We start from the raw sequence: 21807 nt of genomic DNA, 5'->3' as shown, positions 1-21807 counted from the left end.
TGCAGCGGATGGGAGAAGTCCGGTATGGCGCGCGTACGGAACTCACGGATGGCGATTGGGAGTTGATCGGGTCGTCCCTTCCGATCGGCAGGCCCGGCCCGTATCCGGTGCATCTGCGGGAGCAGTTCGAGGGCGTGATCTGGAAGTTCCGCTCGGGCAGTCAGTGGCGGGAGATGCCGCCGGAGACCTGTCCCTGGTCAGCGTGGACTCCACGGTGGCCCGCGCCCACCACGACGCGGCGGGCATGCGGGTCAGCGAGGAGACCTGTCCCTGATCAGCGTGGACTCCACGGTGGTCCGCGCCCACCACGACGCGGCGGGCACGCGGGTCAGCGAGGAGACCTGTCCCTGGTCAGCGTGGACTCCACGGTGGTCCGCGCCCACCACGACGCGGCGGGCATGCGGGTCAGCGAGGAGGTCCTGCCAACCCTGGAGAAGGCGGCCGGGAAAGCAAAGGGGGCTGCGGGAAGGGACGAAAGCCGCAGGGCGCAGCCGAGGGGGACGTGCCCGATCCGGGCCGGGAGGAACGGCGACACCTTCGCCGCCGACGCCGGGCCCGGCTGAAGGCAGCCTTGCTCGGGCGCTCGCGTGGCGGGCTGACCAGCAAAGTCCACCTTTCCTCTGACCCGCGCTGCCGTCCGTTGTCCTTCGTCCTGACCGAGGGCCAAGCCGCCGACAGCCCCCGCTTCGTCCCGGTCCCGGGCCAGGTGAGAATCCGCGGCCCTGTCGGCCGTCCGCGCACCCGGCCCGACGCGGTCGCCGGCGACAGGGCGTACAGCTCCCGCGTCAACCGCGCTCACCTGCACAAACGGAACATCAAGGCCCTCATCCCGGAGAAGAGCGACCAGGCTGCCCACCGCAGGAAGCGAGGCAGCACGGGCGGCCGACCCGTCTCCCACGACGCCGAGCTCTACAAAGATCGCAACACCGTGGAACGTTGCATCAACAAGATCAAGCCATGGCGAGGACTGGCGACTCGCTTTGACAAGACGCCCGAGAGCTACCTCGCCGGGCTCCACCTGCGCGGAGCGATGATCTGGCTCCGCAGCCTCCACCCCGCACCATGACGGCTGGCCGCAGACGCTAGCGCGCGAGCTTGAACCCATCGTGGCTGGGTGTGAAGCCCAGCGAGGCATAGAAGCGGTGGGCGTCCTCACGCTGCTTGTTGCTGGTCAGCCGGACAAGCGCGCAGCCACGCGCACGTGCCCGTGCAACCGCACGCTCCATCAAGATCCGGCCCCACGACTGCCGAACCCGTACCAGCCGTCACCCCGCCCGCTCTGAGCGTCCGCCGCCATGCCCCAACTAACTCTCTTCCGGCTCCTGTTGGACGAGCCACTCGGGTAAACGGCGAGGATCAACTGCCAGGGCGCCAGAGGCGCAGGCGCTGGTGGAGGGGATGATGGGCATCTCCCGCACGGTGCTGGAGCGGATCGACCCCGCCGAGCTCGTCCCCCGCCCCCCGGTGGCTTGGACGGTGCCCCGGTGCCGTTCCTGGCGGGGAAGAAGGCCGGTAGCAAGGCGGCGCGGACGGTGGCGACCCAGCGGGCCACGGCGTTGGCCATGGCGCAGAAGGCGGTGCTGGCCTCCGGTTCGTTCACCGAGGACTTCGCCGATATATCGAGGCGGCGGCCGCCCACCACGGTGGCAACCCCGAGGTACGGTGCGCCCGCTTCTACAGGCGGGACAGAGCGCCGATGCTCGACCTGGTGGGCACGCTGGAGTTCGAGGCGGTCAGCGAGGCCCGCCGGGTGCTGGACGGCCTCGGGCACGCCCGGGCCCACCAGAACGCGACCCGGGAGTACTTGTCGGACCTGCACGAGGGGGAACCGCTGGACCTCGGCTTCGCCTCGCAGAACTGGCAGCGGGCCGTCCGTCATGGCCGCCGCCTTCACCGCGGCGGTGCGCGAGCGGCTGGAGGCCACCGCCGCGGAGGTGGATTTCGGTACCCGGATAACAGATAACACGGACCTGGCGAACGCGAAGGATCTGGTCACCTGCGATGTCAACGTCGACTCCGCTGTCTGCCGGACCCACCAGCACGCCGCCGGAGCAGCGGAAAAAGGGGATCTCGGATCTCCAGATGGATCCGCTCGGAGGCTTCGCCACCGAGCCTGCCGACCACGCCAGGGGCTCGGACGCCCGCGCGGTGGGCTGACCACCAAGCTGCACTACGCGGTCGAGCAGGGACAGAAGCCCATGTCCATCGTGGTCACTTCCGGTCAGCGCGGTGACCCGCCCCAGTTCGAACCGGTCCTGGAGAACATCCGGGGTGCAAGCGACGCGGACCGGAGCGCCCGCGCAAGCACTCGGCCGCGGCCCGTGCGGCGGCCGGCCGCCGAAGTTCGCCGAGGCTGACGACTTCGAGTGCCACGCAGTGGAGTGTGGGATCAACCGGCTGAAACGGTACTGCGTAGTTGCCACGGGATGCGACAAGTTGGCCGTGCGCCACGAGGCAACCGTGTTGGTCGCAGCCATCGTTGAGTGACTTTGACCAGCACTCTCACAGCACGCCCTAGGCCCTACGGAGGAGACGGTCTCGGCGATCTCCTACCGTCGATGGATCCTTGATCATTCCGGCGATGGAGTCTCAAGTTCCGTCGGGGCATCAAAGTGGAGGGTGCAGGTGATCACGGTGCCCGGGGGACACGTCCGGCCCGCGAACAACCACCTGTGTCCAGACCGATGACCTTCGCACTTCAAGGAGTTTGACCCATGAGGAAGTTCGCGCGAAGCGCGGCAGTGGCCGGCGCGGGGTTCGCGCTGGCGGCGATGCTGTCGCCGGCGGCGCACGCGGCCGACCAGGCCCCGGCCTCCAAGGCGCAGGGAAAGATCTGGGTCCGCGCCTTCGAGCATGCCCAGACCTACAAGGCGGCCACCACCCATTCCCCGAAGGTGGGCAACGGCATACGGAAGAACGAGAAGGCCCCGGTCATCTGCATGTCCACGACCGGGTGGTACAAGATCGCTGACGCGGGCACGAATCCCATCTGGGCGGAAGCGAACCACTTCGACTCCGTGGTGCACATGCCGAAGTGCTGACCACCTGACCAGTGCCCTCGCGCTCCGTACGGGGCGCGAGGGCTGTCCACGTGCGGCTCAGCCGCGTGGGCGCGACCAGTGCGGCGGAGCACCTGGCTTGGCTGGTAGCGCTTCGTCAGGTCTTTGTGTTGGTGCTGGTCCGGGGCATGTTGGGTGTGGCTGAGCGGGCCAAGGGCGAGTGCTGAAGCTTGTGGTGCCTGCGCACAGCTGGGTAGAGACCCTCACCTCGCTCCAGCAGACCGGCCCTGACGTGTGCCGAATCGTGACGGCCGAAAACGCAGAGGAACTCGCCGCACACTCCACGGACCTGACGTGGGTGCCGTACTGTTCGAACCGATCACCAACTTCCCCGCTCAACGACGATTCGACCCTCAAGAAACTTGGGCTGGTCTTCCCGCAGCCGACCGCTGACCGTACTCGTTGACACCGCGCAATCCCCGCTTCTGGACGTGACCACTGGTGCGCCGCCCGGTGTCGACGTGCTGATTGCTCATTCGCTCACAAAGTGGGTGGCCGGCGGCAGCCAGCGCACGGCCGCAGGGCTGCTGATCGCCCATGCAGGGGAGGCCGTTGTCGAAGAGCTGCTGGAGACCAGAGCTGTCCAACGTGGCGTCCCAGCCCGGCTGGAGGAAGCCGCCTGGGTCGATGTGGACAGCGCTGCGTCTTTGCGCTCTCGCCTCAGCCGCTACCAGCGCAACCTCGCTGAATGTCTGCACGGCCTGCCCGCCGAGGTGCGCCATCTTCCCGGCGGCCCCTACCTCGTCCTCCTCGACCATCCACGTAACCCAGGCTGGGCCGTGACGGCAGCCACTGCTGTGACGCGAGCTTCCGCCCGGCGCGGAGTTCTCGCGGGTGTACAAAACACCTTCGGCCTGGCCAACCCAGCACTGTCGATCATCCCCAGTTGGCGCGAGTGTGGCTTGCGTCTGACAGCTGGCTCCGGACGGCGCTCGATCGTGCATCGGTTCGCCGAGGCCGTCCACGATGCGCTCGGAGAGTGAGCCTTTGGACAAGCAGCGGCAGGTACCTGCACCGGCGGGGCGACGAACTCCACCGCCTCCCACAACAACTCGAACCGGCCCCGGGGATCCGGCCGTACTGCGTAAAGAAGTTCAGCAGCATGGCGAAGATCGGCCACGTCGCACCACGCCTGTCGGACACGGAGCCCTTTCTGGTCCCTTCAACCAAGTCCAGTGCTCGACCAGGTCATCTAGCCGGTGTCGCGGGTGAAGCGTGTCGAGGATCATGCCGAGTTCGTCCATCCTGGGGGCCGGGCCTGTGCCGGCCGAGCCGTGGCTGTCGACCATGGGGATGATGTGTGCCGCCCCGGGTGCACCAGCGCCGACAGCCGACAGCCGACAGCCGACAGCCGACAGCCGACGGCCGTGCGGCCGGGCGGACGGGGGTGACGAGGCCAGCGTCGGTCAACATCGGTGCCCAGCCCGCCCGCGAAGGCGATGGCAGGGCTACATGGCAGGGTTACGAGCGCGGTGGAAGGTAGTGCGGGCTTTCGCGGTGGAAGCGGACCCGTGCCTCCAACTGGTCCCACGGAAGGTAGGCGGTGATCAGGCGGCGGGTACCGCTGTGCGGATCGAAGGCGTGACGCCCATGCAGGATCCGGGTGTTGCGGAAGGCCAGGCATTCGCCTGCGGCGAACCGCCGGGTCACTCGGTAGCGTTCGGAGGCGAGGTGCCGAAGGAACGTGTGGTAGGCGCGGTAGAAGTCAGCTGAGCGGTCAGGGGGCAGCTGCCAGGTCCAGGCGTGGGAGTGGCCGAAGTGCAGTGCCTGCACGCGCTCGTCGGCGCCGAGCGTGATGATCGGGCGGCGCAGACGGTACAGATAGCGGTGGCTGGAGTAGAGCTGCTCGAACTCCACGGGAGTATCGGCCAGCTGGGCAAACCACTTCGGGAACTCGCTGCGGAAATCCTCTGCGGCCTTGAACCCGTCCAGGAAGAAGAACTCCCCGCCCGCTGCCTGGTTCTCGACGAAATAGCAGAACTCCAGCAGCGGGCCGACCGTCCAGTAGGGGTAGTCCGTGTGCGCGGTCAGGGTGAGGGCCATCTCGGAGAGATCCTCGGCTTCGGGGACAGCGCGTACGTCGGCGTAGCGCCCATACTCCGTGTGATGGATAGGCTCGAACTCCGCAAGCAGGCGCTCCAGTTCCGGCACGGTGGTACCCCGCAGCAGGGCGAAGCCCTGGGCGAACAGAGCGTCGGTCCAGGAGCCGACCCCGGCGTGGCAGTCGGCCGCCTCGTGCCACGGCACGTCGGGGAAGCCCAGAGTCGCGGCGTCCCAACGGACCTCGCTGGTGAACTCGCCCCCAGAAGCGCGGTTCCAGGCATGCTTGAGCAGCCATTCCACCCGGTACCAGCTGTGGTGCACCGGCTCTTCCCGCCAGGCGATGTGCAGGAATTGCCCATCTTGGCCGAGCTCGGTCGTGGTGGCCTCGGGCAGAGCATCCGGGCGTGTGCTGAGGTCTGCGGTCTTCTGGAAGGAAGCCGGGTGCCGACAGGCTGCGCATGGACAGCTGAAGCGCAGCCACGGCAGAGCGAACGGCGTCTCGTCCAGGGTGATGAAATCGTGCTCGATCGTCATCGACGTCACGCTTCATCTCTTTCCACAAACCTTCCCCTCAAAGCCCCGCACCGACACACGGTCAGCGACTGCGCACTCGCCTCGCCCTTTACAGGCGAACAGCGCTGACCCGCAGCTGCAGCAACCGGCGAAGCTAGGCGATTACAGCACTGGCACGGGAGCATGCACGAGCCGCTGGTGATGGACGGCGCCTCGACGCGAGCAAGAGGGAGCTACCGGACAGCCGACGGAGTTCGGCGTGCACGATGGGGCAACGGCAGGAAGCGTGGGCGAGGCCCCTGCGAGTGCGAACTGGAGAATGCTCGACCCGGCCTATGCGGTCGATCAGGACGCTGCCGAGCTGGAGGTGTGCCCGCACCAGCAGGTCTCGGTAGTCCTTCGAGGCGAAGGCCCGGTGGGCACCCTTGAGATGGCTTTGGACACGGGGCCGACAGATCAGTCTGCTGCTGTGGCCGGGCTTCCAGCAGGCCAGGTGCCGTCAGAGAGATCCGGCAGCCACGAGAGGCACCGCGGACCCCCACGGCCGGCGTGCGTGCGCGAGGAGCCCAGGTGTGAGCGCGGTGCGGCGTCATCGAGACGGCGGCCTCGTCCTCAAAGACGATCCAACCGAGGCTCCGGCGGCGGCCGGCCACCGGATTCGACAGCGAGCACTACAAGAAACGCAGCACCGTCGAGCGGGCCATCGACCGCTTGGGGTGGTGGTGTCAGGTGGTGTTGTGCCGAGTGGGGCGCTCACCGACCGGCGAGCGCGTCGAGATCGAGTACGGACCGTTGGAACGAGAAGTTGTCCGGCGCGAGGTCCTTGGGCGCCTTGAGCCACAGCTCATACCAGCCGCCCTTGAACTCGAAATCCGCATCGTCGAGCAGCAGCGCCACGTAGCAGCCGTAGTCGATCGCGAACCCGTCGTATTGGGTTCCCGGACGCTTTCGGTCGACCATGCCGCGGCGCAGCACGTGCAGCATCCTTGCCTCGTAGAGGTCGTGTACCAGGTCATGGTCTGCAGCGAACTGGTCGAGCAGGAACGTGCGGGCTCGCCGCTGCCCGACGACCTCGTCGATCAGTAGCCGAAGCAGACGGTAGGCGGGCTGGTTGGTCCTGATCGCCGTCTGCTTGTCCCGCAGGTACCAGTCGCGGGCGGCTCGACGGACGTCGTGGACATCGATCGAGCTCTCGCCAGCGTGCTGGGCGGCCAGCGCGGCGATGTTGATGGCATCTCTCGGTACCCCTTCCGCCGCACGAACGAGCTCGGTGAACGCGTTCCTCTTGAACGCCGCTTGTGTGAACGCGGTGGGGCTGTCCAGTCGGTCGCGCATGTCCGGCGTCAGGTGGGTGCATGCGTGGTTGTGGAACAGCTCTTGGAAGAACTGCTGTGCCTTCGCCGGCGCATTGTCGAAGATCAAGAAATCATCGAGGCTGATGGCGGTCGCCGCGTCTGCGCCCACCTCGATCCCGAGGTAGTCGCCGTTGTCGCCTGGTAACTGGAACCGCGCCCTGCGCTCGATGGCGGCCACCTTCACCGTGCAGCCCGGGACAGGCAGCACGGCACGCCGGATCAGGTCCGCCAGTAACGGTTGCAAGTCCAGCGGCACGCTGCTCCACTCGTCCAACAGCAGCCACAGCCGTGAGCCACCGAGAGAGCCGACGATGTCGCGTAGGGCGCGGGCGAGTGGGCCGAACACGACGTGGTGCCGCTCGACTCCGGTGCGGAGCAGCCTTCCCTGGGCCGACATGGCCGCACGTTGAGAAGCCGAGAAGTTGCCCGATAGAGAACCGGACGAGACGGTCACGCCGCCGTCGTGCGTGGTCTCTGTGGAGTCTGTGACGGTGGTTTCCCGCTCCACCTCGCCGACGACCTCGACCGCTGTAGCCGCGTCGGCCAGCGCATCCAGTGCCCTCAACAGCGCAGCCTGGTCGGCCACTTCGCTTTCGATGGCCACGGTGAGCAACTGCTCGTGAATCGCCTCGATGGCATCGACAAGCAGCTGAGTCCCGCGGTGGGTGGTGTCGAGGCTGCTGTCGGCGTAGAGCCCTCCGGTCGAGCCGACGGTTCGCAGATCGACACGGACCGCGAGGTCGCCACGTCGCTCGACGTGGGCGCCCAGGTAGTGCAGTGCGTGTGTCTTTCCGGTCCCCCGGCGCCCGTAAAGGACCTGATGGTCGGCCGATTGCAGCATCGCCGACAGCGAACCCACCCCCACGAACGTCGTCGCAAGGTCCTGCCGGTCGGCGCTCTCGGCTCGCCGAGGGATCCGCATCAAGCTCTGGTTGACCGCGGAGTTACGCGCGTGCCCCATCGCACCCCCACCTCCTTCTCGTCCGTCGCCGATGCCTACCCTGCTACGCCACACGCCGATCCGTACAGGCCGGGATGCCGAACCGCCGCCATCATCAGTCTCCGCGACACCGACCAAGAGCTTTCAGAAGCGGCCTCGGCCCCTTGCCGTGGCACGTCGGACAGCCCACGGCGAGAGCGGCCCGCCCGATGGCGAGTGGGGACGGGCTGTTCTCATTCATGCAAGAGCGCGGAACGGAACGTCCTGGCCCTTGTTGCTGCTCCCGCCATCGTCGTCATGGTCACACTACGGAGCATCGGTTCAACTCCTGCGGGCGCGGTGCTGCTTGTGTATTTGCGTGTGTCGCCTTTGAAGGCGGCGACAACGAAATTGAGCTGTACGTTCTCCTTGATCAGCTTGGAGAAGTTGCAGCGGGTCCAGCCCGCGCGCTTGCCGTGATGGTTCTTGCAATTGTAGACATTCGCGTCGTTGCCGGCGGGCATGGCGATGGTCTGGATGTTCATTCGGTCGGACCGCTTGTCCTTGATCCAGAAATTGTCTCCTTTCGGTTGGAAGCACGCCTTGCCCTATGTAGGAGTTCCACCACGACCGTTCACCTGAATGCAGACCCACCGCCTGGATGGCTTGCCCTGGATGTTCTTGGCGTTCTTGATGTGCCAGCGCTGTTGCCGCCCATCCGCACACAGGCGGCGCCGCGTCGTGGCGCAGCCGCTGACCGGCCGGGGCATCGACGGTGTCGATGCCCCGGCCGGTTGCAACGGGTGTCAGCAGCGCTTGACCTTGTCCCAGTCCGCGAAGGGGCTGTTAGGGACGAACTTGTAGGACTTGTTGGGCTTGATGGCCGTGCACGAGCTGTCGTAGGCGCGCTTGAAGATGGCCTTGACCTTCTTGGTCCTCTCACACTTGTTCTTGACCTTGTAGGAGCGGAACCCGTTGTAGGTGGTGTACTTCTTGATCTTCACGCACGACGGCGGCGCCCTGTTCGCGTCGACATCGGCCACGGTCTGTGCGGCCGGCGTGGGGCTGGGTTGCGCGGCTGTGGCGGATGGGGCGGACACGCCTGCCAGGCTTCCGATGCTGAGGGCCGTAGTGGCCAGAGTGAGGGCGAGTTTGTGCTTCATGTGATCCGTCCTTGGGTTGTCAGGTGTGCTGAGGTCCGGCCAGAGACGGTGCCTGCGCTCTCCCCCCTTGGGAGCACAGGCACCACCCCGCCCTCTTCGGGAGTGGCGGTTCTGGCCGTTCCCTAGTGATTTCAGTGGTCGGCTGGTTGTCTCACAGCCCCTGTTTGTGCTGGTAGACAAAAGATGGATGGCCGCGTCGGGAGTCGGCCTGCGGGCGCCTTGTTGCTGCTGTGGCGGGTGTGTTGGGCTGGGCGGTGGCACATCGAGGGGAAGGGGCTGGATCTACGTGGGGCGTCGTGAGAAGCCGATCGATCCGGCGGCGGGGCCGGTGCAGGGGCTGGCCTTCGAGTTGCGCAAGTTGCGCCGGGAGGCAGGGAGTCCGACCTACCGGGTGATGGCTGATGGGGCGGGGTACTCGGTTGCCGCTCTCGCGCGTGCGGCGGCGGGGGACGTGCTGCCGTCCCTGCCACTGACGCTTGCCTATGTGACGTCTTGCGGTGGGGACCGGGCGCAGTGGGAGCAACGCTGGCATGCAGTGCGTGATGAAGAGTCCGCTCTGGCTGTGGATGACGAGTCGGCGGATTCGCCGTACAGGGGCCTGGCGCGGTTCGAGCCGGGTGATGCGGAGTTGTTCTTCGGTCGGCAGGAGCTGGCGGCCGAGGTGGAGGGCAGGGCCCGTCGCCATCGCGTCAGTGCGCTGGTGGGAGCCTCGGGCAGCGGGAAGTCCTCGCTGCTGCGAGCTGGGCTCGTTCCCTGCCTCCGCCGGTCCGGCGGCGATGGGGGAGGGGAGGCGCCGACGGCGGTGCGTATCCTCACTCCCGGTGTCCACCCGCTGGACCACCGCGAGCGTCTGGAGCCGGCCCCGGGGCCCGGCGACACCTGGGTGCTGGTGGATCAGTTCGAGGAACTCTTCACGCTGTGCCCTGACGCCCAGGAGCGGGACGCCTTCTTGGAACTGGTGCTCACTGCACGAGCTGACGACTCCCGGTTGCGGGTGGTGCTGGCTGTGCGCGCCGACTTCTTCGGCCGCTGCGCCGAACACAGCGCCCTGGCCGCCGCGCTCAAGGACGCGACGTTGCTGGTGGGGCCGATGGATCGCCGGCAGTGCCGGGAAGCTGTCGTCGGGCCTGCCTCGGCTCGTGGGCTCACCGTTGAGAGGGAACTGACGGCCCGCATAGTCGAGGAGGTCGCGGAGGAGCCCGGTGGGCTGCCGCTGATGTCCCATGCCCTGCTGGAAACCTGGCGGCGGCGCCGCGGACGGATGCTCACGCTGCAGGCCTATGAATCAGCCGGCGGCCTGCACGGCGCCATCGCCCGCACCGCAGAGGACACCTACCACCGGCTCACTGCGGCGCAGGCCGCCCTGGCACGGCGAATACTGCTGCGCATGATCACCCCCGGCGACGGCACGCAGGACACTCATCATCCCGCACCCCGCACCGAGTTCACGGCCGCCGGGTCCGGCACCACCGCCGACACTGAGGCAGTACTGGATCTTCTGGCCCGTCGCCGTCTACTCACCCTCGACGAGCATGAGGTTTCCCTCGCCCACGAGAAGCTGATCACCGCGTGGCCCCGGCTGCAGGGATGGATCAATGAAGAACGCGACCGCATCCGCCTGCACCGACGGCTCACTCACGCCGCCCTCACCTGGCAGACCTTGGACCGCGACAGCGGGGTCCTCTACCGCGGTATCCGCCTTGTCCAGGCCAAAAGCATGTTCACCGGTGCCGGGTACGACGCCCTCAACCCGCTGGAGGCCGCCTTCCTCGACGCCTCGATCGCGGCCGGCCGCCGCAGGGAGCAGCGAACCCGCCGCACCATGGCCGCCCTCGCCACCCTCTTATGCCTGGCCCTGATCGCCACCGCCCTGGCCGTTCAGCAGAGCATCCAGGCAACACAGAAGAGCCGCCTTGCCACTTCTCGTGAGATGGCCGCCACCGCACTGGGGCTGTTGGAGGAACACTCCGGGCGTGCGCATGCCCTGGCCCGGCAGGCCTACGGCCAGGCCCCCACCACCGAGGCGCGCAGCAGTCTGCTGAGTACCTACACGGCTGCCCGGGCCGGACAGCTGGGCGGGCACACCCGGACGATCACCAGCACGGCTTTCTCGCCTTCCGCCGGCATCCTGGCGACAGCGGGGGAGGATCACACCGTCAAGCTGTGGAATCCGGAGAAAGGCTGGCTGCTGGGGACCCTCATCGGGCACTCGGGCTCCGTGGTCGCTCTGGCCTTCAGCCCCGACGGCCGGATGCTGGCCAGCGTCGACGTGGACGGTACCGCACGGCTGTGGGATGTCCGCACCCGCCGGGCGAAGGCCGTCCTCACTGGCCCTGCCAGTGCCCTGACCAGCGTGGTATTCAGCCCCGACGGCCGTACTCTGGCGGCTGGTTCCGAGGACGGGACCACGCACCTGTGGAACGTGAAGGAGCGTCACGCCCGGGCCATACTCAGGCAGTCCGGCACGGTCTGGGGCGTTGCGTTCAGCCCCGACGGTCGGACGATCGCAACCAGCGGCGAGGATCGCCGGGTCCGGCTGTGGAGCGCGGCCAGCGCGAAGGAGAGGGCCAGCCTCGATCCCGCGGGTGAAGGGACCGACGCCCTGGCCTTCAGCCCCGATGGACGCACCCTGGCCGCGAGCTCCCGAGGCGCCGGCATCACGCTCTGGCGCACCTCCGACCTCCGGGCCCGCGCCCATCTGCAGAAGGCCGGTCAGAACGTCAGATCGCTTGCCTTCGCACCGGACGGGCGATCCCTGTTGGCGCTGGACTACCACGCGGGTATACGCGTGTGGTCCCCGGGAGCCAAGCGGATCACCGCCACGCTCGGTAAGGGCACCGCATTGGTGTCAACGATGGCCGTCAGCCCGGACGGGAGGTACGTTGCCGCAGCCGACCTCAACCACGTGACTCGGGTATGGAACGCCGACACCCACCGGGTTGCGCAGCAGTGGCCCGTGAAAGCCTATCCGCTCACCCCAGCCTTCAGCCCCGGCGGCCGCGAACTGGCCATACCCGATTCCACCGGCGCGGTTGCCCGCTGGGGTACGGCGGCCCGCCGCGTACACGCCGAACTGCCCAGCCACGGTGGCCCGGTGCGCAGCGTTGCCTATGCTCCGAACGGGGAGATCATGGCCGTGGGCGGGCCTGATGGGGCTGTCGAGTTGTGGAAGCTGACGAGCCGGGGCGGGCGCCGGCTAGCCGTTCTGGGACGCCTCAACGAGATGGTGTTGGCGGTGGCGTTCTCCCCTGACGGGCGCACCGTGGCAACCGGTGGTACTGATCGCATGGTGCGCCTGTGGGACGTGGCCTCGCGCAAACCGATCGCCGTACTGCGCGGCCATGAGGCGATGGTGCAGGCCGTGCACTTCAGCCCGGATGGGCGCACGCTGGTCAGTGCCGGCGCCGATCGCACCGCGCGCCTGTGGGATGTGGCATCGCGCCGGGCAGCAGGCATCTTGAAGGGACACCGCAGAGAGCTGAGGGACGCGGAATTCAGCCCCGATGGCAAGACCGTGGCCACCGCGTCACCCGATGGCACGGCCCGGCTGTGGGACCGCACCACTCGCAGAGCCACTGCCACGCTCAAAGGCCACAGCGGCCCTGTCTACGGCGTCGCCTTCAGCCCCGACGGCCGGACCATAGCAACGGTCGGCGCTGACCGCACCGTTCGGCTGTGGGACGCACACTCACGCCGCACCACGGCCGTGCTGCAAGGCCACACTGACCAGGTGCCATTTGTTGCGTTCAGCCCGGACGGACACACCCTGGCCACCACGGGAGCCGACCAGAGCGTCCGACTTTGGGAAACTGACCCCGAACGAGCCCTCGGAACGGAAAGCGATCACTGACGCCCGCGCAGAGCAGATACGGCGGCGCGGGCGGCCGTTCAGGCAAGCTGGCACAGTTCTTCCCGTTGCCCGTTGCCCGTTGCCCGTTCGCGTCCGCCGGGCCAGGTTTTGCTGGTTGCCCGGCCCGCGTGGCGAAGAACTCCTGAACAATCCGGTCAGTGGCGAGCACGCACCCCGAGAACGGTCTGCCTACAGCTTTGGCGAGAGGATGCCGAGCAATCCGCTCAGGGAAAAACAGGTTCGAGCGACCCTGTACCGGCCGGATCGTGCCTCGTGCAGGGGCACGCTTACGCGAGGCGCGGACGCACTCGCCAAGGAGTACACGAGGACACGCGACGTCACCCGGGCTCTGCAGGAAGGTTACGTCTCCTGGCGTTGGGCGTGGACTTTCATCAGTACCAGCGATTCACCCGCCTCACCCCAGGGGCGTGGGCTGCTACGGCACTTCGACGGCACCCAGTTTCTCTGCGTCTGGAGTGCCGAGACGCTGCCGGTGCCGCAGGCCGTCCATCACCACGGCCAGAAGTTGATCGGCCTGCTGTTCGCCGCCGGGTTCGCATTCGGTGACGAAGGCGACGGCGTTGACGAGCTTGAGTACCTGGCCCACTGTGACGTCGGTGCGGACCGTACCGGCCTGCTGGGCCCGGTCGAGCAGGGCCGTCGCAGCGGAGTGCATCGTCTCCCGGCACCAGGAAACGTCGGAGCCCTCATGGCGCAGGGCAGTCATCAGTGCCGTCGCCAGGCTGCGTGACGTGCTCCCCTGCATGACAAGTTCCCGTAGCCAGGTCTCCAGCCCTTCGTCCGGGGATTGTGCGGCGAGCAGTTCTTGCGACCGTGAGTACAGGGCCTCGATCTGGTCGTGGTGGACGGCCTGCAGCAGCGCCTCCCGGGTCGGGAATCGGCGGTAGAGAGTCGCGTTCCCGACGCCGGCGTGGCGGGCGATGTCGTCCATGGGGACGTCGACTCCCCGCACAGCGAAGACTTCGCGAGCGGCGCTGACCAGTCGTTCGTAGTTGCGCCGTGCGTCGGCTCGGAGCTCGGGCTGGGGTGGAGGTGTGGGCATGGCGCCTTCTGTTTGCGAACTGGGGAGTCTCCCCATATATTACCAAGTCATAACTGGGGAAACTCCCCAGTTGGCGTTGACGCAGCTCTCGCTCCCGGGCCTGGCAACGTCCTGCGCTCGTTCCGGAGGTAGAAATGACGACAACGAATCCCACAGTGCTGGTGACCGGGGCCACCGGCCTGCAAGGCGGCGCCACCGCGCGGCAGCTGCTGGCGGCCGGCTGGCAGGTGCGAGCCCTCGTCCGCGACCTGGCCGGGCCCGGGGCCCAAGCGCTGGTACGGGCTGGCGCCGAGGTCGTCTCGGGCGACATGGGCGACCGTGCTTCCCTCGACGCGGCGATGCGGGGCGTGCACGGGGTCTTCAGCGTTCAACCCACTGCTGGCTATCCCGGTACCCCGCCCGGCTTCGCTGTCGAAGATGAGATCCAGTTGGGTATGAATGTGATCGAAGCGGCAAGCGATGCCGATGTCCGGCACCTCGTCTACGCCTCGGTCGCCGGCGCCGAGCGCACACCCGGCATCCGCCGCTGGGAAAGTAAATGGCAGATCGAGGGGCGCATCGGCGCCCTGGGCCTGCCCGCGACCATCCTGCGTCCCGTCCGGTTCATGGAAAACCACTCGGACCCGACCATGGGGGTGCGTGATGGCGTACTGACCGATGTGATCAAGCCGGAGGTGCCCGTCCAACTCATCGCCGGTGCGGATATCGGCGCCTTCGCGGCCTTGGCATTCACCAACCCTGACCAGTACATCGGGCAGGCACTCGAGATTGCCGGTGATGAAATGACGCTCCCGCAGATCGTCGCCGCGATCAGTCGCACTACCGGAGTTGCCATCACCTACCGGGCGATCCCGCGAGTGGCTCTCACAGGGCTGGATCCGGACGCCCGCGCCGGCTACGACTTCGCCCATCACAGGGGCGGCTGGCAGGCTGAAATTCCAAAGCTGCGAAGCCTGCACCCGGCTCTGATGGACTTCGACACCTGGCTGCGCAAGGAAGGTAAGGCCCAGTTCGACGCGCTGTTCCGCGATCAGTCCGCCTGACGCGACCTGCAGCCACCGCACGGTCCTCCGTCTTCACACACCGATGATCAGAGGTGGCCGTACTCGTGCCCGCGTCAACCCCCGAACGGCAAGATCACGATCTACGGCTGGAGTGCTAATACTCCAGCCGGACTTCTGCATTAGCGCTGGTCAACGGCTTGAGTCGCTGGTCAACGGCTTGAGCGTGGAGAGCGTAGCGGGTTGGCATGGAGGTGGGACGGTCTTTGCCGAGCCGTCCCACGAACGCGTGGCCGCGCTGCTGCTTGTAGTGGCAACGTACCGGGCAGTCCGCCCGCATGAACGATGCACCAACAAATCCGTGGGAAGAGGGACTTGGCGAGCTGCTCTTGCGGATCGGGGGCCGTTTCGCCCGCGCGGAGCCCCGGCGCCGGATGCGGGACTACGTCCGTGGGCTGCTCGGTCCGGGTGGCCGCGAGAACGGCTGGCAGCTCGCCGAATACGCCGGTCACGCCACCCCCGACGGACGCAGCACCTCCTCTCCCGGAGCCCCTGGGATGCCGGCGAGGTCCGGGACGACCTGCATGCCAACGTCGCCGAGCACCTCGGCGCGGACGACGGCGTGCTGACCATCGACGACACCGGCTTCGTGAAGAAGGGAATCACCTCGGCCGGCGTCCAGCGCCAGTACTCCGGCACCGCCGGCCGCACCGAGAACTGCCAGATCGGCGTCTTCGCCGCCTCCCTTGCCGAACTGGTGGCCATCGTCGGCGACCCGCACCGCGTGGTGACCATCGCGGACTTCGCCGCTGCTCGGCACGGAGTGCGGTTCTCCCGCTCCGAGGCAGGAGAGTCACCGGGCTGGGCAGGACTGCCGTTGGCGGCGGACCTGGCCGATCAGGGCCGCCTCACCGCTTCACCATCCCCCTGTACGCCACGTTCCCGCTGAAGGAGACCGCCGCGGCCCGTGACGTCAGCGCCGCCGGCCACGCACGCGGCAAGATCGTCACCACCGTGCCCTGAGCGATCGTCTTTGAACTGCCCTGTCCCTCTACGCCTTTGGGGTGGCCGACGGCAAGGTCGCGCGACTGCGGGTACGTCGGCCACGACTGCGATTGCGATTGCGATCAAGGCTCACAGCCCTTGCGAGCGTTGGAACCCGTTCAGCGGCTCACCTCCGTCTCACGGGCGATCCGTGAGAGCTTCTCGGGGTTGCGCACGGCGTAGAGCCTAGTGATCAGACCGTCGTCGATGCGCACCGCGAGGACGGTGTCGGCCTCGCCGTCCAACCGGACGATCAACGCGGGATGCCCGTTGACGTGCGTCGGCCGCATCGATGCCGCAGCAGCGAGCCGGCTCAGCACGGGGGCTACCTGGCCGATACCCACGACGGGCTTCAAGGCAGCTTGCACGACTCCGCCGCCGTCGGTCAGCAAGACGACGTCCGGTGCGAGGATGTCGAGCAGGCCTTGCATGTCGCCCGTTTCGATCGCCTGCTGGAAGGCTTCGAGCGCGGCACGGGCCTCGTTCGGGGCAACGGCTCCGCGCGGTCGGCGCGCGGCGACGTGGGACCGGGCGCGGTGGGCGATCTGGCGTACGGCGGCGGGGCTTTTGCCGACGGCGTCTGCGATTTCGTCGTAACCGAGGTCGAAGACCTCGCGCAGCACGAAGACCGCCCGCTCGGTCGGCGCGAGCGTCTCCAGCACCAGCATCATCGCCATCGAGACGCTGTCGGCCAGCTCAATGTCTTCGGCAACATCCGGCGCGGTCAGCAGCGGCTCGGGCAGCCAGGGACCGACGTAGGACTCCTTGCGCCGACGCAGCGTACGCAGCCGCATCAGCGCTTCGCGTGTGGTGATCCGCACCAGAAAGGCGCGGGGGTCTCGCACCGTGTCGAGGTCGACGCCCGCCCAGCGCAGCCAGGTGTCCTGTAAGGCGTCCTCGGCGTCGGCGGCCGAGCCGAGCATCTCGTAGGCGACGGTGAACAGCAGGTTGCGGTGGGCGACGAACGCCGCGGTCGCGGGGTCCGTGCGGCTGTCGATGTGCTCCATGGAGGATTCCTCGCAGAGGCTCACGCGGTGGCGGTCTGGAGTTGCCGGACGAGGAACTCTTCGATGGTCATGAGCTTCGGATGCAGACCACGCAGGGTGGGGATGTCCGCCTGGTAGCCCTCCTCCGCGAACCATTCGAACATGCGCTCTTCGATGGGCTGCACCTCGAGGCGGGTTGGGACACCGGTCACGCGCTCGTAGATCTGGGCGACTTCGGGGAAGGTGAGCTCGTCGCCGGCCAGCTCGATCTGGCGGCCGACGTAGGCCTGGGGGTCGCCGAGGGCAATAGCGGCGAACACCCCGATGTCATCAGCAGCGATCATCTGCATCGGCTTGTCCGGCCTGACCGGCAGTGCCAGCAGCCGCTCGCCCTGAGCGTCGGCGTAATGCAGCAGATTGTTCATGAAAAACGCCGGCCGCAGGATGGTGGCGGGCAGCCCGAGAGCGACGATGTGCCGTTCGACGGTGGCTTTGCTCTCGAAGTGATCGATCCCGGTGCGCCGTTCGGCACCGCCCACGGAGCTGTACACAAAGTGCCCGACCCCGGCCGACTTGGCGACATCCGCCACCGTCTTGCCTTGACGGACCTCCGCGGCCAGAGTTGCCGGCTCGTACGCCAGCGCCTGCACACTGAACACGCCATGGACACCGGTCATGGCCCTGTGCAGGGACGCCTCGTCGTCCATGTCGCCCGGGACGAGAACCGCCCCCTGCTCCCGCAGTTCCCGGGCCCCGGGCTTGTCCGGATCGCGGACCAGGGCACGCACATCCCATCCTCGGGAGAGCAGCGCCCTTGCGGTGGCACCACCCTGGTTCCCGGTACCGCCGATGACCAGAACACTCTTCTCGCTGGACATGGAGTTCTCCTCACGCTGAGGGCCGACCTCGTCTGTCGTCTGTGATCGGTCGGCCGGACGGCTCAACCCTGCAATCCGAAGTGCAGTTGAGGTCAAGGGTCGGTTGTCCCCTTGACCGTGTCGCCCACCAGATGCCGGACCGTGTCACCCACCAGATGCCGCCGCTCACCGCTGTGTGACACCAGGAATCAGTGGTCTGCGTCACCTCACCGAGCTGTCACAGGAATCGGCGCTCCGGCATCTCCATGTCGTCACGACGCCGCGCGAACCAAGCCGCACGGCAGGCAGCTCCGACAAGTGAGGACGAAACAATGGAACCCCGTATCAACCTGATGACCAACCAGCTCGGTGCCAAGGTCAGCAAGCGGATCTACAACGTCAACCTGGCGATCCAGGAGGGAACGCTGCCCAAGTCCCTCCAAGAGCTGGTGGAACTGCGCGTCAGCCAGATCAACGGCTGCGGCTGGTGCGTCGACGTCCACACCAAGGAGGCCGCGTCCGCCGGCGAGACCGCGACCCGGATCAACCTGATTGCCGCCTGGCGCGAATCCACGGTGTTCACCGACGCCGAGCGGGCCGCGTTGGCGCTCGCAGAAGAAGGCACCCGGCTCGCCGACGCCCACCAGGGCGTGTCCGACGAGACCTGGGCCCAGATTCGCAAGCACTACGACGATGACCAGATCGCGGCGCTCGTTTCCCTGGTCGCCATGATCAATGCCGCCAACCGGATCGGGGTGATCACGCGCATGCAAGGGGGGTCCTACGACCCCGGCATGTTCGCCGCCCTGAAGAACTGACAGCCGGCGCATCGCGACCCGGCCTGAAGTAACGAATCCAGGCCGGGTCCCCACCTGTCGTGACCACTCTCGAGCTTGTTTCTGAACCTCGGATGCATGACGATCGTCAGCCCTGCGGTTCGTGGCAGTCCCTATACGCCTGAGAGGTTGGGGGATGGCGACTCGTCGATGGCTCACGGTCCTGGCCTACGTTCTGGTCGTGGTCGGGGCCGCCATGTTCTTCATCAACGCCGAGGCGATTTTGAACGGCAACGCCGTCGAGTGCGACGGCAGACCGATGAGACCAGGTCAGTGGTGCTCAAGCTTCAGCGGCGGCGGAAGCGTCAGCTACGCCGAGGAGAAGAAGAACGAAGCCCGGGGCGAACTCGTCGGTTACGTCGGGGTGGGCCTCGGCACTCTCGGCATCGTCCTTTTCATCAGTCATGGGATGGCCACGCGACGAAGAAGCCGATGACGCCTCTGCTCGGTCAGTTGGTGTAGGTTCCGCCGCTCTGTGAGCACTGGCTCCTGCGGAAACGTGCGAATCCGGGTCCGGTGAACAGGGCCTTTGTTGGTGGTTGTTGAGCAATCGGCGGTCTGCGGATGCTGAGGTCACACACTCTGCGTGAGGTAACTGTGCTGGCAGGCGTTGACGCAGTGGTGGAGGCTTATCCAGGTTCCCGTACTGCATCAGCGGTGCGGAGGATTCCGGCTGCTTCGTGGAGGAACTCTTGTCCTTGTTCGGTGGGTGCGTGAGGTCTGCTGGTGCGGTCGATGACGGTGAAGCCGGCGGCTCTTTCGATGCCTGTCATGCGTTGTCGGAGCGCGCCGCTTCGTCCGTTGTAGAAGGCTCGGGCGGCGGCAACAACGGTTTCGTGGCCTGGGATTTGCGTGATGATTCGTAGGCGTTCGAGGGCGAACGGCGTCATCACGACGGCGCGCATCGCGGCTGACAGGGGCGGAGATGTCGACCTGCCGCAGCTTCGGCGCTCCCGCCACCGCGGACTGGCGCAGGAGCACCCGGCGTCCTTCGATCTCCGCGACGGTGAACTGCTCACCGTCGAAGGCGATCGGTAGGTCCGGTCGCAGCGTCGTCGTCCACTGGTTCACGCACGCCTCCGCAGGACGCACTCTCCCGACAGCGGCCGAGCCGCAAGGTTGGTGGTCAACCTTCCGTCCCACAACAGCGCCATCAGCGCCGGATGAGCTTCCTCGGGCTTCCGGTCCCCGGCCGGCCGTCGCTCGGCGAGCGCCATTTCCTCACCGTCGACGACTTCCTGCCAGGTCCGATCGACTTGGTCGGCGGGCACGACGCCAGGGTGCCGATAGGCGGCAAGGAACCTGATGTTCTCCAGCAACGTCGGCTCGGCGCCCGACCAGATCTCGTACTTCCAGCCGTGCCGCTCGACCAGATGCCTCGGCCAGGCCAGGGCCTGCGCGACCTTGGGGTCCTGCAGACGCGACGCCGGTTTGACGTTGACGACGCGCACTGTCCCCGACCGCATCACGAGAAGGAAGTCCGGAACGTGACTGCGTACCTTGCCGTCGACCCACGCCACCATGCGCAAGGACTGGGCGTAGATGCCGCACACCGACTGGTCGAAGTCGGCGAGTAGCAGGCGTGCGAGCTCCAGGCGACTCTCGTAGATGACCTGGCCGCCCGTCGTCGCCGAGGCGTAGTCACCCGAAGCGTGCGCCATCCCGTGTACCGAACGAACCCGGCGCCACGGGTCCGACTCGTCGAAGCGCCTCAACCGCAGCAGGTTGAAGGGAACTTCGCGAGTCGACCCGTCGGCGTACCGAATCGACGCCGTAGGGGTGTTGTGCTTGCGGCCCTTTCTTGGGCGCTCTGCGGCCGTACTGGAACAGTGCGAAGAGGGCGCACCGCCCAAACCGGAAGATCACTAACAGTCAACAACTGACAGCTACTGCGCGTTACCGCTGCCCATCATGAGGGGCTGCTGGCGTTCTGGTGCCGACCGGAGGCCGAGCCGCAGTGGCGTGTGCGCTGCAACCGCAGAGGGTATGGGATGCGTGTTCGTCGGCAAGAGGCAGCAGCACAGTATGGACCGGGCGGAACGACGCATCCAAGGACCGGAGGGCAGCCACCGGTGTTGCGTACGCTGACCACACCCCTGCGCCGCGGGTCGCGGCGTCTCCTGCACGGCTCGATCCTGCGGGGCCAAGCGCATATGGAAGCCTTCTATTTAGTGGACGCGACCCTGCACACCGACTGCGAACTTGCGGTGAGCCGGGCGCGCACGCTCGGTGAGCGGGCCCGGCGGCGCGCGGTGGCAGACCGTGCCATCGAGAGCAGCAAGCAGTTCCTCGCGGGTGCCGCCGCGCTGACCCATATACGCCTGGCGGACGGCGAGTCGCCGGCGTACCCCACCGGAATGCTGATCGAGCACTATCTGAGCTGGCGAGCGGAGATGAGCCGGACACTGACCGAGCTGCGCAGCCCACCCGAGAGCAGAACGCAGCGGCTGCGTGATGAACTGACCTATCTCTTGGGTCACTTCAGCCCTCTGCAGCTCGGGGACGCGGTCTTTGTCCTGCCCGGGACCACCGGCATTACCGACGGCACGGAGTCGCGGGTCGGCAAGGTCTTCGCCGCCGAACTGGCCTGGCTCGCATTACGCGGCCACGTGTGGTTCCACTTGGGCGGGCAGGGCTTCTATGAGCACGCCATCGTGGCGACGCGCAACCCCGACGTCGGCGACCCTCGGCCGCTGATGCCCGAGGAGCAGGCTCTCCTGGACTTCCTGTTCGCCGACGAGGAGGAGACCTGCCTCGCCCAGGAACGGCCGGGTCGCCTTGGTCAGGCTAAGCAGGTGATCAGGCTGACCAGGACCCGTCTGGCAGAGCAGGGAGTGGGTAGACTGCAAGCACGGGAAGGCGCCTGCCTGATGCGCTCCGTGGCGCTCGTGAACTCCCTGCTGCGCCCGGGGCCCGGAAGTTCTCAGTGGGCCGCCGATCCTGAACTTCACAGGCTCGCCTATCCCTTGGCAATGCTCTTCGGCCAGCACTCCGGCCCTGAGTGCTGGCCGAGCCCGCCTGAAGAGGACTTGTTCATCCCTCCTGGCCTGCCCCTCGCATGCACACTGGCGGAGCGGAATGTCAGCTGAGCCCGAGGCTGCTGCCTGGGATGTCGGCG

General features: G+C 67.2%; 19 protein-coding genes and 4 pseudogenes. 14 read left to right on the top strand and 9 right to left on the bottom strand.

Annotation, left to right across the window (positions count from 1 at the left end):
- Nucleotides 1-8: 8 nt before the first annotated feature.
- Nucleotides 9-1066, top strand: a pseudogene (locus tag ACZ5WE_RS06760) (IS5 family transposase).
- Between the two features lie 16 nt (nt 1067-1082).
- Here the strand turns inward: ACZ5WE_RS06760 and ACZ5WE_RS06755 are convergent.
- Nucleotides 1083-1238: pseudogene (locus ACZ5WE_RS06755) on the bottom strand (GNAT family N-acetyltransferase); the annotation flags it as partial.
- Between the two features lie 458 nt (nt 1239-1696).
- Here ACZ5WE_RS06755 and ACZ5WE_RS06750 point away from each other — a divergent pair.
- The 4 genes from ACZ5WE_RS06750 to ACZ5WE_RS06735 all read left to right on the top strand — a co-directional run bounded on the left by ACZ5WE_RS06750 (nt 1697) and on the right by ACZ5WE_RS06735 (nt 4042).
- Nucleotides 1697-1963: a hypothetical protein gene (locus tag ACZ5WE_RS06750; RefSeq protein ID WP_467685078.1), complete on the top strand. Its 267-nt coding sequence runs from the start codon at nt 1697-1699 to the stop codon at nt 1961-1963.
- A gap of 38 nt (nt 1964-2001) precedes the next feature.
- On the top strand, nt 2002-2157 hold the full coding sequence (locus ACZ5WE_RS06745) for a hypothetical protein (RefSeq protein WP_467685080.1): 156 nt from the start codon (nt 2002-2004) through the stop codon (nt 2155-2157).
- A gap of 557 nt (nt 2158-2714) precedes the next feature.
- Complete coding sequence (locus tag ACZ5WE_RS06740) at nt 2715-3041, top strand: hypothetical protein (protein ID WP_467685082.1); 327 nt, start codon at nt 2715-2717, stop codon at nt 3039-3041.
- 449 nt (nt 3042-3490) lie between these two features.
- Entirely contained in the window at nt 3491-4042 is a 552-nt protein-coding gene (locus ACZ5WE_RS06735) for a hypothetical protein (RefSeq protein WP_467685084.1), read from the top strand.
- Nucleotides 4043-4520: 478 nt separating this feature from the next.
- On the opposite strand, the gene ACZ5WE_RS06730 is transcribed toward ACZ5WE_RS06735, so the two are convergent.
- The 4 genes from ACZ5WE_RS06730 to ACZ5WE_RS06715 form a co-directional block, all read right to left on the bottom strand.
- Nucleotides 4521-5636: a TauD/TfdA family dioxygenase gene (locus ACZ5WE_RS06730; RefSeq protein WP_467685206.1), complete on the bottom strand. Its 1116-nt coding sequence runs from the start codon at nt 5634-5636 to the stop codon at nt 4521-4523.
- Between the two features lie 732 nt (nt 5637-6368).
- Entirely contained in the window at nt 6369-7931 is a 1563-nt protein-coding gene (locus ACZ5WE_RS06725; protein ID WP_467685086.1) for an ORC-CDC6 family AAA ATPase, read from the bottom strand.
- A gap of 212 nt (nt 7932-8143) precedes the next feature.
- A complete protein-coding gene (locus ACZ5WE_RS06720; protein ID WP_467685088.1) occupies nt 8144-8434 on the bottom strand; it encodes a hypothetical protein in 291 nt (96 codons plus the stop codon).
- 261 nt (nt 8435-8695) lie between these two features.
- Nucleotides 8696-9052: a hypothetical protein gene (locus ACZ5WE_RS06715; protein ID WP_467685090.1), complete on the bottom strand. Its 357-nt coding sequence runs from the start codon at nt 9050-9052 to the stop codon at nt 8696-8698.
- Between the two features lie 286 nt (nt 9053-9338).
- Here ACZ5WE_RS06715 and ACZ5WE_RS06710 point away from each other — a divergent pair, with 286 nt between their 5' ends.
- Nucleotides 9339-12902, top strand: a complete 3564-nt coding sequence (locus ACZ5WE_RS06710; protein WP_467685092.1) for an nSTAND1 domain-containing NTPase — start codon at nt 9339-9341, stop codon at nt 12900-12902.
- Between the two features lie 436 nt (nt 12903-13338).
- Here the strand turns inward: ACZ5WE_RS06710 and ACZ5WE_RS06705 are convergent, their stop codons facing one another.
- Nucleotides 13339-13965, bottom strand: coding sequence for a TetR/AcrR family transcriptional regulator (locus tag ACZ5WE_RS06705; protein WP_469157280.1), 627 nt, complete (start codon nt 13963-13965; stop codon nt 13339-13341).
- Between the two features lie 134 nt (nt 13966-14099).
- On the opposite strand from ACZ5WE_RS06705, the gene ACZ5WE_RS06700 reads away from it, so the two are divergent.
- The 3 genes and pseudogenes from ACZ5WE_RS06700 to ACZ5WE_RS06690 all read left to right on the top strand — a co-directional run.
- Nucleotides 14100-15008 (top strand): NmrA/HSCARG family protein, encoded by a 909-nt coding sequence (locus tag ACZ5WE_RS06700; protein WP_467685096.1) that lies wholly within the window; start codon nt 14100-14102, stop codon nt 15006-15008.
- Between the two features lie 296 nt (nt 15009-15304).
- Nucleotides 15305-15708, top strand: a pseudogene (locus ACZ5WE_RS06695) (IS701 family transposase); the annotation flags it as partial.
- A pseudogene (locus ACZ5WE_RS06690) lies at nt 15709-15989 on the top strand (NADP-dependent oxidoreductase); the annotation flags it as partial. It lies immediately after the preceding pseudogene.
- 140 nt (nt 15990-16129) lie between these two features.
- Here the strand turns inward: ACZ5WE_RS06690 and ACZ5WE_RS06685 are convergent.
- The gene (locus ACZ5WE_RS06685; protein ID WP_467685098.1) at nt 16130-17017 is read right to left on the bottom strand and encodes an RNA polymerase sigma-70 factor; all 888 of its coding nucleotides are present in this window, start codon (nt 17015-17017) and stop codon (nt 16130-16132) included.
- 20 nt (nt 17018-17037) lie between these two features.
- Nucleotides 17038-17874, bottom strand: coding sequence for an NmrA/HSCARG family protein (locus ACZ5WE_RS06680; RefSeq protein WP_467685100.1), 837 nt, complete (start codon nt 17872-17874; stop codon nt 17038-17040).
- A 311-nt stretch (nt 17875-18185) separates the two neighbouring features.
- On the opposite strand from ACZ5WE_RS06680, the gene ACZ5WE_RS06675 reads away from it, so the two are divergent.
- The 4 genes from ACZ5WE_RS06675 (at nt 18186) to ACZ5WE_RS06660 (ending at nt 19727) form a co-directional block, all read left to right on the top strand.
- A complete protein-coding gene (locus ACZ5WE_RS06675) occupies nt 18186-18671 on the top strand; it encodes a carboxymuconolactone decarboxylase family protein (RefSeq protein WP_467685102.1) in 486 nt (161 codons plus the stop codon).
- Nucleotides 18672-18825: 154 nt separating this feature from the next.
- A complete protein-coding gene (locus ACZ5WE_RS06670) occupies nt 18826-19125 on the top strand; it encodes a hypothetical protein (protein WP_467685104.1) in 300 nt (99 codons plus the stop codon).
- 244 nt (nt 19126-19369) lie between these two features.
- A complete protein-coding gene (locus ACZ5WE_RS06665) occupies nt 19370-19555 on the top strand; it encodes a hypothetical protein (RefSeq protein WP_469157279.1) in 186 nt (61 codons plus the stop codon).
- Nucleotides 19545-19727, top strand: coding sequence for a hypothetical protein (locus tag ACZ5WE_RS06660; RefSeq protein ID WP_467685106.1), 183 nt, complete (start codon nt 19545-19547; stop codon nt 19725-19727). Before ACZ5WE_RS06665 ends, ACZ5WE_RS06660 begins: the two co-directional genes overlap by 11 nt.
- A 29-nt stretch (nt 19728-19756) precedes the next feature.
- On the opposite strand, the gene ACZ5WE_RS06655 is transcribed toward ACZ5WE_RS06660, so the two are convergent.
- Nucleotides 19757-20404 carry a TnsA-like heteromeric transposase endonuclease subunit gene (locus tag ACZ5WE_RS06655; RefSeq protein WP_467685108.1) on the bottom strand — a complete coding sequence of 216 codons (648 nt, stop codon included), beginning with the start codon at nt 20402-20404 and terminating at the stop codon, nt 19757-19759.
- 456 nt (nt 20405-20860) lie between these two features.
- Between ACZ5WE_RS06655 and ACZ5WE_RS06650 the strand changes: the two genes are divergently transcribed.
- Nucleotides 20861-21778: a hypothetical protein gene (locus tag ACZ5WE_RS06650; protein WP_467685110.1), complete on the top strand. Its 918-nt coding sequence runs from the start codon at nt 20861-20863 to the stop codon at nt 21776-21778.
- Nucleotides 21779-21807 lie beyond the last annotated feature (29 nt).

This window comes from Streptomyces sp. NPDC033180, from assembly GCF_055577645.1.
This window is presented reverse-complemented; position numbering and strand designations above follow the sequence as displayed.

Bases quoted from the DNA above. Each gene is read 5' to 3' on its own strand.
- ACZ5WE_RS06725 (WP_467685086.1), bottom strand. From the start codon at position 7,931: ATGGGGCACGCGCGTAACTCCGCGGTCAACCAGAGCTTGATGCGGATC.
- ACZ5WE_RS06720 (WP_467685088.1), bottom strand. From the start codon at position 8,434: ATGAACATCCAGACCATCGCCATGCCCGCCGGCAACGACGCGAATGTC.
- ACZ5WE_RS06700 (WP_467685096.1), top strand. From the start codon at position 14,100: ATGACGACAACGAATCCCACAGTGCTGGTGACCGGGGCCACCGGCCTG.
- ACZ5WE_RS06685 (WP_467685098.1), bottom strand. From the start codon at position 17,017: ATGGAGCACATCGACAGCCGCACGGACCCCGCGACCGCGGCGTTCGTC.
- ACZ5WE_RS06715 (WP_467685090.1), bottom strand. From the start codon at position 9,052: ATGAAGCACAAACTCGCCCTCACTCTGGCCACTACGGCCCTCAGCATC.
- ACZ5WE_RS06750 (WP_467685078.1), top strand. From the start codon at position 1,697: ATGCTCGACCTGGTGGGCACGCTGGAGTTCGAGGCGGTCAGCGAGGCC.
- ACZ5WE_RS06660 (WP_467685106.1), top strand. From the start codon at position 19,545: ATGATTCGTAGGCGTTCGAGGGCGAACGGCGTCATCACGACGGCGCGC.
- ACZ5WE_RS06745 (WP_467685080.1), top strand. From the start codon at position 2,002: ATGTCAACGTCGACTCCGCTGTCTGCCGGACCCACCAGCACGCCGCCG.
- ACZ5WE_RS06740 (WP_467685082.1), top strand. From the start codon at position 2,715: ATGAGGAAGTTCGCGCGAAGCGCGGCAGTGGCCGGCGCGGGGTTCGCG.
- ACZ5WE_RS06730 (WP_467685206.1), bottom strand. From the start codon at position 5,636: ATGACGATCGAGCACGATTTCATCACCCTGGACGAGACGCCGTTCGCT.
- ACZ5WE_RS06705 (WP_469157280.1), bottom strand. From the start codon at position 13,965: ATGCCCACACCTCCACCCCAGCCCGAGCTCCGAGCCGACGCACGGCGC.
- ACZ5WE_RS06670 (WP_467685104.1), top strand. From the start codon at position 18,826: ATGGCGACTCGTCGATGGCTCACGGTCCTGGCCTACGTTCTGGTCGTG.
- ACZ5WE_RS06675 (WP_467685102.1), top strand. From the start codon at position 18,186: ATGGAACCCCGTATCAACCTGATGACCAACCAGCTCGGTGCCAAGGTC.
- ACZ5WE_RS06680 (WP_467685100.1), bottom strand. From the start codon at position 17,874: ATGTCCAGCGAGAAGAGTGTTCTGGTCATCGGCGGTACCGGGAACCAG.